This window comes from Idiomarina aquatica (assembly GCF_003987185.1).
Classification (GTDB): Bacteria; Pseudomonadota; Gammaproteobacteria; order Enterobacterales; family Alteromonadaceae; genus Idiomarina; species Idiomarina aquatica.
Genome location: NZ_PIPS01000006.1, coordinates 115830 through 125614 on the forward strand (window position 1 = coordinate 115830; position 9785 = coordinate 125614).

Sequence of the window (9785 nt, forward strand, 5' to 3'; positions counted from 1 at the left end):
TTAGAAAAAAAGTGAGATTGCCCTACCACATCGTAATTTTATCTGTTACAATTCGCCGCCCTTTTTATAAGGGAAAAACCAAAGGCAGCACGACCCGAGAGGGTCTGTTTTTTTAACTAAGCGGGGCACTGAAATGATCCAAATGCAAACTACCCTGGACGTTGCCGATAACTCCGGCGCGCGCAGCGTACAATGTATTAAGGTTCTAGGTGGTTCGCACCGCCGTTACGCAAACATCGGCGATATCATCAAAGTTACTGTTAAGGAAGCAATTCCGCGCGGTAAGGTGAAGAAAGGTGATGTTGTGAATGCGGTGGTCGTTCGCACCAGAAAAGGCGTCCGTCGTCAAGACGGGTCGGTCATCCGTTTTGACCGCAACGCGGCTGTGTTGTTAAACAACAACCAACAGCCGATTGGTACTCGTATTTTCGGGCCGGTAACTCGTGAGCTGCGTTCAGAGCAGTTTATGAAGATTATCTCGCTGGCACCAGAAGTACTATAAGGAGTCCATTATGGCGGCAAAAATTAAACGTGATGACGAAGTAGTCGTCCTGGCAGGAAAGGACAAGGGCAAGCAAGGCAAAGTCCTAAAAGTTCTTACTGATAAAGATCGCGTGATCGTAGAAGGCGTCAACGTTGTCAAGAAACACCAAAAGCCAAATCCGGCACTTGGTGAGTCTGGCGGCATTGTTGAAACAGAAGCGCCTATCCACGTATCGAACGTAGCGATCCTTAACCCAGAGACAGGTAAAGCAGATCGTGTTGGATTTCGTATTGAAGACGGCAAAAAAGTCCGTTTCTTCAAATCGAACAACGCAATCATTTAATTCAATTTTGGAGTTTTACGATGGCGAAACTGCATGATTTTTATAAAGAATCGGTAGTTCCTGAGCTGGTTAAACAGTTCAGCTACAACAGCGTCATGCAAGTCCCTCGGATTGAGAAAATCACCCTGAACATGGGTGTTGGTGAAGCTCTGGCTGACAAAAAAGTACTTGATAATGCAGTGGCTGACTTAGAGGCAATCTCTGGTCAAAAGCCGATTCGTACTGTAGCACGCAAGTCTGTCGCCGGTTTCAAAATCCGTGAAGGCTTCCCGATTGGCTGTAAAGTAACTCTGCGCGGCGAGCGCATGTGGGATTTCTTGCAACGTTTAATCTCGATTGCAATTCCACGTATCCGTGACTTCCGTGGCCTTAACCCGAAATCTTTCGATGGCCGTGGTAACTACAGCATGGGTGTTCGTGAGCAGATCATCTTTCCGGAAATCGACTATGACAAAGTCGACAAGGTACGTGGTCTGGATATCACCATTACCACAAATGCTGGCACAGATGACGAAGCTCGTGCTTTGCTAGCTGCCTTTAACTTCCCGTTCAGAAAGTAAGGTGTAGAGTTATGGCAAAACAGTCAATGAAAGCGCGTGACGTTAAGCGAGCCAAACTCGCTGCTAAGTACGCAGAAAAACGCAACGCACTGAAAGCGGTCATTAATGACGTAAATGCATCAGACGAAGAGCGTTGGGAAGCAGTTCTTAAATTGCAACAGCTCCCACGTGATGCCAGTCCGACGCGTCAACGTAACCGTTGTCGTATTACTGGTCGTCCTCATGGTTTCCTTCGTAAATTCGGCATGAGCCGTATCAAGGTCCGTGAGATGGCGATGCGCGGTGAAATTCCTGGCTTGAAAAAAGCTAGCTGGTAAGCCACGAATCACGGGAGAAAGCAAATATGAGCATGCAAGATCCAATTGCGGATATGTTCACACGCATTCGCAACGCTCAAGGTGCTAATAAAGTTACAGTGAAAATGCCTTCATCTAAGCAGAAAGTGGCTATCGCCGAAGTGCTTAAGCAGGAAGGCTTTATCGTTGGCTTTACCACCGAGAGTAATGCAAAACCTGAGCTTGAAATCGAATTGAAGTATTTCGAAGGCAAGCCAGTAATCGAATCTATCGAGCGCGTTAGTCGCCCAGGTTTGCGCATCTATAAGAAGCGCAACGAGCTGCCTAACGTGATGGGTGGTCTTGGTATCGCTGTTGTTTCAACATCGAAAGGCCTAATGACCGATCGTGCCGCTCGCCAAGCTGGTCTTGGTGGCGAAATCATCGGTTACGTAGCGTAATTAGGAGGTAGGAAATGTCACGTGTTGCTAAAGCACCCATTGAAATTCCTGCTGGCGTTGAAGTTGCGCTAAATGGCCAGGAAGTAACAGTTAAAGGTGCCCAAGGCTCACTGAGTCGCGTAGTCAATGATGCCGTTGAATTGGTAAAAGAAGACAACGAACTGCGCACTGTTGCGCGTGATGGCGTTGCTAACGCCACTGCGCAAGCAGGTACTGCGCGTGCATTATTGCAAAACATGGTGGTTGGAGTAACTAAAGGGTTTGAGCGCAAGTTACAGCTGATTGGTGTTGGTTACCGTGCGCAAGCACAAGGTAAAAAACTGAACCTGACGCTGGGCTTTTCACACCCTGTGGAGTTCGAGATTCCTGAAGGAATCACCATTGAAACTCCTTCTCAAACCGAGGTTGTCGTTAAAGGCGCAGATAAGCAGTTAGTGGGTCAAGTTGCCGCTAACATTCGCGCATACCGCAAGCCAGAGCCTTACAAAGGTAAAGGTGTACGTTATGCAGACGAGCAAGTGCGCCGTAAAGAAGCCAAGAAAAAGTAGGGTAATACGATGGACAAGAAAGCAGCTCGCTTACGTCGTGCTACTCGCGCACGTAAACAAATTAAAGCTTTGGGTGCAAATCGACTGGTTGTACACCGTACGCCGCGTCACATTTACGCACAGTTGATCGCCCCAAACGGTTCTGAAGTGCTTGCAGCCGCATCAACGGTTGAAAAGGCAGTCCGCGACCAGCTGAAAACGACGGGTAACGTCGACGCCGCTAAAGTCGTGGGTAAAATCATCGCTGAGCGTGCGGTAGAAAAGGGCGTTACCAGCGTCACTTTCGACCGTAGTGGTTTTAAATACCACGGCCGCGTTGCTGCATTAGCAGACGCTGCGCGCGAAGCTGGACTTCAGTTCTAGGAGACGAACATGGCAAATGCAGAAGCTCAAAACGGTGAACTGATCGAGAAGTTGATTACGGTCAACCGTGTGGCGAAGGTTGTTAAAGGTGGTCGTATCTTTAGCTTCACCGCACTGACTGTAGTTGGCGACGGCAAAGGTAAAGTCGGTTTCGGTTACGGTAAAGCACGTGAAGTTCCAGCCGCTATTCAAAAAGCGATGGAAAAAGCACGCCGTAACATGGTAACCGTGCAGCTGAAAGGCGAAACTTTGCAACACCCTGTTAAAGGTCGTCACTCAGGTTCACAGGTATATATGCAACCTGCATCTGAAGGTACCGGTATCATCGCAGGTGGTGCGATGCGTGCGGTACTGGAAGTCGCAGGCGTTCATAACGTGCTGTCAAAAGCATATGGTTCAACCAACCCAATCAACGTTGTTCGTGCAACTATCAAAGCATTGAACGACATGAAATCGCCGGAGCAGGTTGCTGCGAAGCGTGGATTGCGCGTTGACGAAATACTGGGGTAGTGAACAATGGCGAAAAAGACAATCAAAGTAACACAGACGCGTAGCAGCATCGGTCGTTTACCGAAGCACAAAGCTACACTACGTGGCTTAGGTCTCCGCCGCATTGGTCACACAGTAGAGTTGGAAGACACTGCTGCAGTCCGCGGTATGGTGAACCAAGTTAATTACATGGTTAAGGTGGAGGGATAAATGATGGAATTAAACACTCTTTCTCCTGCACCTGGTGCAAAAAGCAGCAAGAAACGCGTTGGACGCGGTATTGGATCAGGTCTGGGTAAAACCGGTGGTCGTGGTCATAAAGGGCAGAAGTCTCGCTCAGGTGGCAGCGTTAAGCCAGGTTTCGAAGGCGGTCAAATGCCAATTCAGCGTCGTCTGCCTAAGTTCGGTTTCACTTCTCGCAAGGCAATGACCACTGCAGAAGTAAACTTGGCAGAGATTGCGAAAGTCGATGGTGATGTTGCTGATTTAGCAACATTGAAGGCTGCGGGCCTGATTCGTAAGAACGTGTTGGCTGTAAAAGTCATCAAGTCTGGCGAAATCACTCGCAACGTGACTGTAAAAGGTCTTAAAGTCACCAAAGGCGCTCGCGAAGCTATTGAAGCTGCTGGCGGCAAAATCGAAGGATAGAGCTCATGGCTAAACCAGGATTGGAATCAAATCGAGCGCAAGGTGGCACGTCGGAACTCAAGCGTCGCCTGTTGTTTGTATTAGGAGCGATCATCGTTTTCCGAGCGGGCTCCTTTGTGCCTATTCCTGGTATTGATGCTGCGGTTTTAGCTCAGTTGTTCGAACAGCAAAAAGACACCATCGTTGCCATGTTTAACATGTTCAGCGGTGGTGCTTTAGAACGTGCGTCAGTATTCGCACTTGGTATCATGCCGTATATTTCGGCCTCAATTATCATGCAATTGGCAACCGTGGTTCATCCACGCTTGGCAGAGCTGAAAAAAGAGGGCGAGTCGGGTCGACGCAAGATCAGTCAATATACGCGCTGGGGTACTTTGATACTGGCAACGTTCCAGTCTGTTGGGATCGCGACCGGTTTACCGAATTTGATGCCTGGGCTCGTTATTGACCCTGGTTTTGGATTCTATTTTACTGCGGTTGTGAGCCTTGTCACGGGAACCATGTTCCTGATGTGGCTGGGTGAGCAGATTACTGAGCGCGGTATTGGTAACGGCATCTCTATCCTGATTTTCGTGGGTATTGTAGCAGGGTTACCATCTGCTATCGGTCAAACATTTGAGCAAGCCCGTCAAGGTGACTTGCACTTGTTGCTGTTGTTATTAATTGGTGTGGTTGTTCTCGCAGTCACTTATTTCGTTGTTTTCGTCGAGCGTGGTCAACGTCGTATCGTTGTTAACTATGCAAAACGTCAACAAGGTCGTAAGGTCTTCGCAGCGCAAAGCACACACTTGCCATTAAAAGTGAACATGGCCGGTGTTATTCCACCAATTTTTGCATCGAGTATTATTTTGTTTCCTGGTACCATCGCAACCTGGTTCGGTTCCGGTGAAGGAATGGTCGCTGATATTTTACAACAAGTATCGATGACTTTATCTCCAGGACAGCCGCTTTATGTGTTATTATACGCGGCTGCGATCATATTCTTCTGTTTCTTCTATACCGCGTTGGTGTTTAACCCTCGCGAGACAGCAGATAATCTGAAGAAATCCGGCGCGTTTATCCCGGGCATACGCCCAGGTGAACAGACGTCGCGGTACATTGACAAAGTAATGACTCGTTTGACCCTTGCTGGTGCACTGTACATTACCTTTGTCTGTTTGGTTCCTGAGTTTATGATGATTGCGTGGAACGTTCAGTTCTACTTCGGCGGTACATCGTTATTGATTATCGTGGTTGTCATCATGGACTTCATGGCACAGGTACAGACTCATTTGATGTCACATCAATATGATTCTGTGCTGAAAAAAGCTAACCTTAAAGGCTACGGCCGCTAAGGTTGGATAGAACGGAGAGTAGCAATGAAAGTTCGTGCTTCCGTGAAGAAAATCTGTCGTAACTGTAAAATCATCAAGCGCAACGGTGTTGTGCGCGTGATTTGCAGTGATTCAAAGCATAAGCAACGACAAGGTTGATTCGAAGGAAAGGTGGGTGGCCGTTGGGTCACCCCCTTTGAAGTGTTTGCAATTCGGCATTCGGTTGAGTATCCTAACGGGCTTTTCAACTGATGCCTACAAATTATAGGAGACGTGTTAGTGGCCCGTATCGCTGGCATTAACGTTCCTGACAATAAACACGCAGTTATTGCATTAACTGCAATCTATGGTGTTGGCCGTACTCGCTCACAGGAAATCTGTGCAGCGACTGGTATTGCTGAAGACACTAAGATCGGTTCATTGTCAGAAGAGAAACTAGACGCGCTTCGTGACGCAGTTGCCAAATATGTAGTAGAAGGTGACTTACGTCGTGAAGTATCAATGAACATCAAACGGTTGATGGATCTCGGATGTTACCGTGGACTTCGTCATCGTCGCAGCCTTCCTTTACGTGGACAGCGCACTAAAACTAATGCGCGCACTCGTAAAGGTCCGCGCAAGCCAATTAAGAAGTAAGGAGATTGAGTAATGGCTAAAACACCGACTCGTTCTCGCAAGCGCGTTAAAAAGCAAGTCGCCGATGGCATGGCTCACGTGCATGCATCTTTCAATAACACCATTATCACCATCACTGATCGCCAGGGCAACGCGTTAGCGTGGGCTACTGCTGGTGGATCAGGCTTCCGTGGTTCACGGAAATCAACGCCGTTCGCTGCTCAGGTAGCGGCAGAGCGTGCAGGTGAAATGGCGAAGGAATACGGTCTGAAAAACCTGGAAGTATTTGTAAACGGTCCTGGTCCAGGCCGCGAATCATCGATTCGTGCTCTGAACGCCGTGGGATACCGCATCACAAATATTACCGATGTGACACCGATTCCTCACAACGGTTGTCGTCCGCCTAAGAAACGTCGCGTTTAAAGGCGTGAATCGATAGTTGGAGAAAGATCATGGCAAGATATTTGGGTCCTAAACTCAAGCTAAGCCGTCGTGAAGGAACAGATTTGTTCCTGAAAAGCGGCGTACGCGCAATCGATTCTAAATGTAAGATCGAAACTGCACCTGGACAACACGGCGCCCGTCGCGGTCGTCTGTCGGACTACGGTGTGCAGTTGCGCGAGAAGCAAAAAGTTCGTCGTATGTACGGCGTACTAGAAAAGCAATTCCGTAACTACTACAAAGAAGCCGCTCGTCTGAAAGGCAATACCGGTGAGAACCTGTTGCAGTTGCTTGAACAGCGTTTGGATAACGTAGTTTATCGCATGGGCTTTGCGTCTACACGCGCAGAAGCTCGCCAACTGGTCAGCCACAAGGCTGTGGTTGTAAACGGTCAAGTTGTTAACATTCCATCGTTCAAGGTTCGTCCTGAAGATGTTGTTTCAGTACGTGAGAAAGCTAAAAAGCAGGCACGTATTGCAGCAGCACTGGAATTGGCTGAGCAACGTGAGAAGCCAGTTTGGTTAGAAGTAGACGGCAACAAGATGGAAGGTCAGTTCAAACGTCTTCCAGAACGTAGCGACTTGTCTGCTGAAATTAACGAACAGTTGATCGTAGAGCTTTACTCTAAGTAAAGCTTAAGCATAGAGAGAGGACACAATGCAGGGTTCTGTTACCGAATTCCTAAAGCCGAGGTTAGTCGACATCGAGCAAGTTAGCCCGACTCATGCCAAGGTGACACTGGAGCCTCTAGAGCGTGGCTTTGGTTACACCTTAGGTAATGCGTTACGTCGTATTCTATTGTCGTCAATGCCAGGCTGTGCAGCGACTGAAGTGGAAATCGACGGCGTACTGCACGAGTACAGCAGTAAAGAGGGCGTACAGGAAGACGTCATCGAAATTTTGTTGAACCTGAAAGGACTGGCAGTCAGCCTGGAAGGTAAAGACGAAGCGACGTTGACCTTGAACAAATCCGGTGCAGGTCCTGTAACCGCAGGCGATTTCCAGCACGACGGTGATGTTGAAATCGTAAATCCTGAGCACGTTATCTGTCACCTTACCGGTGAGAGTGAGTTTAACATGCGTGTTAAAATCGAACGTGGTCGTGGTTATGTTCCTGCGTCATCTCGTCAGTCTGAAGACGATGATGAACGTCCAATCGGTCGTCTCCTGGTTGATGCGTCATTCAGCCCTGTTGAGCGTATTGCTTACAGTGTTGATGCGGCTCGTGTCGAGCAACGCACCGACTTGGATAAGCTGGTTATCGATATGGAAACTAACGGCACGTTAGATCCAGAAGAAGCTATCCGCCGCGCGGCAACCATTCTGGCTGAACAGCTGGAAGCGTTTGTAGAGCTTCGTGATATCAGCGAGCCGGAAGAGAAAGAAGAGAAGCCGGAGTTTGATCCAATTCTGCTTCGTCCGGTAGACGATCTTGAGTTAACTGTTCGTTCTGCGAACTGCCTCAAGGCAGAAGCAATTCAGTACATTGGTGATTTAGTACAGCGTACTGAGGTTGAGCTATTGAAAACGCCTAACCTTGGTAAGAAATCGCTGACCGAAATCAAAGACGTGCTAGCATCACGTGGACTGTCTCTAGGCATGCGCCTTGAGAACTGGCCACCCGCTAGCCTCGTTGATAACGACTAAGTCATCTTAGTAATTGATATACTGAGAAGGGTATAGGTATGCGCCATCGTAAGAGTGGTCGTCAACTAAATCGCAATAGCAGCCATCGTCAAGCGATGTTCCGCAACATGGCTAGCTCTCTGGTGCGTCACGAAATCATTAAGACGACGTTACCAAAAGCGAAAGAGTTGCGTCGCGTAGTAGAGCCATTAATCACAATGGCGAAACAAGACAGCGTTGCAAACCGTCGTTTGGCGTTTGCACGCACTCGTGATAAAGAAGTTGTAGGCAAGTTGTTTAATGAACTTGGTCCGCGTTATGAACAGCGTCCAGGCGGTTACACTCGCATTATGAAGTGTGGCTTCCGTGCTGGCGATAACGCACCTATGGCTTACATCGAGTTAGTCGATCGACCAGAAGTTGAAGAAGCAGAAGTTGTTGAAGAAGCAACAGCGGAATAAGCTTTTAAACGATTAAAAAAGCCGGCTTTTGCCGGCTTTTTTGTTTTCATCAATGACCATTCTCGTATACGGCAGCAAGCTGCTGTTCTGTTATATAGCCCTGTTCTTTAAACCATTCCATTTCTTCCCGGGTTACACCGCTGGATTTAGCCTGATTGATAAAGGCACTCCATTGTTCTGAACTTGTTGCCGGAACCGTTTGCGGGCTTTGTTCGCTGTCGGTGAAAAAATCACGTACCGCGTAGAAAATAGTTTGTGCGGAATCTGGAATTTGAGTAACGGCATTGACCAGAGCATCAAAGAATTCCGTCGGTGAGCTAAGCGCCGCCGAACGCACGATTGAACCACTGAAATCAGGTTCTGTGGTTATGGCAACTCGAATAATACTGTCTAACTTTTCCGGTGCGTGCTGAGCTGCAACCGCAACAATATCGTCGATATAGGCGGGCTCGGCTTCAATGGCCATGCGTACAATTTCTTCGCAATCATCAGGCGCAACACTCAGCGCCGTATCCAAAACATCGGTGGTAAGTGCTGGTTCACTACGAATGACGGCTCGGCTGATAACGGCAATTCGCTTTGGATGTTGCTGATAGGCCGCAAGTAGAATCTGTTCGACATCCTGTGGGTAGTGAGTAGTAAGAATGCGCACAGTGCGAATAGTCGAAAAGTTTTGATTTAGGTGATCGCGAATAACGCTTTCATAGGTTTCGATTTTCTTTTGCTCAGTAGCGGGTAATAACTTAATGTAGCTGATCAGCTCATCGCCTTGCGATGTCGCTACCGTTGCGGCGTGACCCGGTAACGAGAGCACTGTACTACTAAACATGAGCGTTGCACCAATGAAGGTGATCCCAACTCGGTTTGTTAGCGCCATTTAACCCCCGGCAAAACATTGCTGTTATGGTGAGTAACGGATGATAATTATTATTGTGTCTTCTATTAGTCACTCAAACATAGCATGAGTTCCCAAATAATATACAACCCATTAACAAAATTGATGAGAAAGTCATCAATATTAAAAAAATGAAAAAAAGTGCTTGCAAGGCGAGCTAAGATCTCTATAATTCGCCGCCGTTGTCAGGGAGAAAGGCGCACGCGAGACGAGTAGCCGGCTTCCGACAACGGAAGAAAAAAGAGTTATCAAAAAGCAGAAAA

At 48.0% G+C, this 9785-nt stretch carries 18 protein-coding genes; 17 read left to right on the forward strand and 1 reads right to left on the reverse strand.

Features of this window, described 5'->3' with window-relative positions:
* Window positions 1-133: 133 nt before the first annotated feature.
* The 17 genes from rplN to rplQ all read left to right on the forward strand — a co-directional run bounded on the left by rplN (window position 134) and on the right by rplQ (window position 8627).
* Complete coding sequence (rplN, locus tag CWE23_RS13685) at window positions 134-502, forward strand: 50S ribosomal protein L14 (protein WP_006956444.1); 369 nt, start codon at window positions 134-136, stop codon at window positions 500-502.
* A gap of 10 nt (window positions 503-512) precedes the next feature.
* The gene (gene rplX / locus CWE23_RS13690) at window positions 513-827 is read left to right on the forward strand and encodes a 50S ribosomal protein L24 (protein ID WP_105306949.1); all 315 of its coding nucleotides are present in this window, start codon (window positions 513-515) and stop codon (window positions 825-827) included.
* A 20-nt stretch (window positions 828-847) separates the two neighbouring features.
* The gene (gene rplE, locus CWE23_RS13695; protein WP_105306948.1) at window positions 848-1387 is read left to right on the forward strand and encodes a 50S ribosomal protein L5; all 540 of its coding nucleotides are present in this window, start codon (window positions 848-850) and stop codon (window positions 1385-1387) included.
* 11 nt (window positions 1388-1398) lie between these two features.
* Complete coding sequence (gene rpsN, locus CWE23_RS13700) at window positions 1399-1704, forward strand: 30S ribosomal protein S14 (protein WP_105306947.1); 306 nt, start codon at window positions 1399-1401, stop codon at window positions 1702-1704.
* A gap of 26 nt (window positions 1705-1730) precedes the next feature.
* Window positions 1731-2123: a 30S ribosomal protein S8 gene (gene rpsH, locus CWE23_RS13705; RefSeq protein WP_105306946.1), complete on the forward strand. Its 393-nt coding sequence runs from the start codon at window positions 1731-1733 to the stop codon at window positions 2121-2123.
* Window positions 2124-2137: 14 nt separating this feature from the next.
* Window positions 2138-2671 carry a 50S ribosomal protein L6 gene (gene rplF / locus CWE23_RS13710; protein WP_105306945.1) on the forward strand — a complete coding sequence of 178 codons (534 nt, stop codon included), beginning with the start codon at window positions 2138-2140 and terminating at the stop codon, window positions 2669-2671.
* 9 nt (window positions 2672-2680) lie between these two features.
* A complete protein-coding gene (gene rplR / locus CWE23_RS13715) occupies window positions 2681-3034 on the forward strand; it encodes a 50S ribosomal protein L18 (RefSeq protein ID WP_126820528.1) in 354 nt (117 codons plus the stop codon).
* A gap of 9 nt (window positions 3035-3043) precedes the next feature.
* The gene (gene rpsE / locus CWE23_RS13720; RefSeq protein ID WP_105306943.1) at window positions 3044-3544 is read left to right on the forward strand and encodes a 30S ribosomal protein S5; all 501 of its coding nucleotides are present in this window, start codon (window positions 3044-3046) and stop codon (window positions 3542-3544) included.
* A 6-nt stretch (window positions 3545-3550) separates the two neighbouring features.
* Window positions 3551-3733 carry a 50S ribosomal protein L30 gene (rpmD, locus tag CWE23_RS13725; protein ID WP_105306942.1) on the forward strand — a complete coding sequence of 61 codons (183 nt, stop codon included), beginning with the start codon at window positions 3551-3553 and terminating at the stop codon, window positions 3731-3733.
* 3 nt (window positions 3734-3736) lie between these two features.
* A complete protein-coding gene (rplO, locus tag CWE23_RS13730) occupies window positions 3737-4171 on the forward strand; it encodes a 50S ribosomal protein L15 (protein WP_105307780.1) in 435 nt (144 codons plus the stop codon).
* A gap of 5 nt (window positions 4172-4176) precedes the next feature.
* Window positions 4177-5505, forward strand: a complete 1329-nt coding sequence (gene secY / locus CWE23_RS13735) for a preprotein translocase subunit SecY (RefSeq protein WP_105306941.1) — start codon at window positions 4177-4179, stop codon at window positions 5503-5505.
* A 24-nt stretch (window positions 5506-5529) separates the two neighbouring features.
* Entirely contained in the window at window positions 5530-5643 is a 114-nt protein-coding gene (rpmJ, locus tag CWE23_RS13740; RefSeq protein ID WP_105306940.1) for a 50S ribosomal protein L36, read from the forward strand.
* Between the two features lie 120 nt (window positions 5644-5763).
* Window positions 5764-6120, forward strand: coding sequence for a 30S ribosomal protein S13 (gene rpsM, locus CWE23_RS13745; protein ID WP_105307779.1), 357 nt, complete (start codon window positions 5764-5766; stop codon window positions 6118-6120).
* A 12-nt stretch (window positions 6121-6132) separates the two neighbouring features.
* On the forward strand, window positions 6133-6522 hold the full coding sequence (gene rpsK, locus CWE23_RS13750; RefSeq protein WP_105306939.1) for a 30S ribosomal protein S11: 390 nt from the start codon (window positions 6133-6135) through the stop codon (window positions 6520-6522).
* A gap of 29 nt (window positions 6523-6551) precedes the next feature.
* The gene (rpsD, locus tag CWE23_RS13755) at window positions 6552-7172 is read left to right on the forward strand and encodes a 30S ribosomal protein S4 (protein WP_105306938.1); all 621 of its coding nucleotides are present in this window, start codon (window positions 6552-6554) and stop codon (window positions 7170-7172) included.
* 25 nt (window positions 7173-7197) lie between these two features.
* A complete protein-coding gene (locus tag CWE23_RS13760) occupies window positions 7198-8187 on the forward strand; it encodes a DNA-directed RNA polymerase subunit alpha (RefSeq protein WP_105306937.1) in 990 nt (329 codons plus the stop codon).
* A 38-nt stretch (window positions 8188-8225) separates the two neighbouring features.
* Window positions 8226-8627, forward strand: coding sequence for a 50S ribosomal protein L17 (gene rplQ / locus CWE23_RS13765; protein ID WP_105306936.1), 402 nt, complete (start codon window positions 8226-8228; stop codon window positions 8625-8627).
* A gap of 49 nt (window positions 8628-8676) precedes the next feature.
* Here rplQ and CWE23_RS13770 read toward each other — a convergent pair whose 3' ends face one another.
* The gene (locus CWE23_RS13770) at window positions 8677-9456 is read right to left on the reverse strand and encodes a hypothetical protein (protein ID WP_126820529.1); all 780 of its coding nucleotides are present in this window, start codon (window positions 9454-9456) and stop codon (window positions 8677-8679) included.
* Window positions 9457-9785: the final 329 nt, after the last annotated feature.

Excerpts from the sequence above, each read along its gene's own strand:
- rpmD (WP_105306942.1), top strand. The coding sequence starts at position 3,551 with ATGGCGAAAAAGACAATCAAAGTAACACAGACGCGTAGCAGCATCGGT.
- rplE (WP_105306948.1), top strand. The coding sequence starts at position 848 with ATGGCGAAACTGCATGATTTTTATAAAGAATCGGTAGTTCCTGAGCTG.
- rpsN (WP_105306947.1), top strand. The coding sequence starts at position 1,399 with ATGGCAAAACAGTCAATGAAAGCGCGTGACGTTAAGCGAGCCAAACTC.
- rplF (WP_105306945.1), top strand. The coding sequence starts at position 2,138 with ATGTCACGTGTTGCTAAAGCACCCATTGAAATTCCTGCTGGCGTTGAA.
- rpsD (WP_105306938.1), top strand. The coding sequence starts at position 6,552 with ATGGCAAGATATTTGGGTCCTAAACTCAAGCTAAGCCGTCGTGAAGGA.
- rplX (WP_105306949.1), top strand. The coding sequence starts at position 513 with ATGGCGGCAAAAATTAAACGTGATGACGAAGTAGTCGTCCTGGCAGGA.
- rpsH (WP_105306946.1), top strand. The coding sequence starts at position 1,731 with ATGAGCATGCAAGATCCAATTGCGGATATGTTCACACGCATTCGCAAC.
- CWE23_RS13760 (WP_105306937.1), top strand. The coding sequence starts at position 7,198 with ATGCAGGGTTCTGTTACCGAATTCCTAAAGCCGAGGTTAGTCGACATC.
- rplR (WP_126820528.1), top strand. The coding sequence starts at position 2,681 with ATGGACAAGAAAGCAGCTCGCTTACGTCGTGCTACTCGCGCACGTAAA.
- rpmJ (WP_105306940.1), top strand. The coding sequence starts at position 5,530 with ATGAAAGTTCGTGCTTCCGTGAAGAAAATCTGTCGTAACTGTAAAATC.
- rplQ (WP_105306936.1), top strand. The coding sequence starts at position 8,226 with ATGCGCCATCGTAAGAGTGGTCGTCAACTAAATCGCAATAGCAGCCAT.
- secY (WP_105306941.1), top strand. The coding sequence starts at position 4,177 with ATGGCTAAACCAGGATTGGAATCAAATCGAGCGCAAGGTGGCACGTCG.
- rpsE (WP_105306943.1), top strand. The coding sequence starts at position 3,044 with ATGGCAAATGCAGAAGCTCAAAACGGTGAACTGATCGAGAAGTTGATT.
- rplO (WP_105307780.1), top strand. The coding sequence starts at position 3,737 with ATGGAATTAAACACTCTTTCTCCTGCACCTGGTGCAAAAAGCAGCAAG.
- CWE23_RS13770 (WP_126820529.1), bottom strand. The coding sequence starts at position 9,456 with ATGTTTAGTAGTACAGTGCTCTCGTTACCGGGTCACGCCGCAACGGTA.
- rplN (WP_006956444.1), top strand. The coding sequence starts at position 134 with ATGATCCAAATGCAAACTACCCTGGACGTTGCCGATAACTCCGGCGCG.
- rpsK (WP_105306939.1), top strand. The coding sequence starts at position 6,133 with ATGGCTAAAACACCGACTCGTTCTCGCAAGCGCGTTAAAAAGCAAGTC.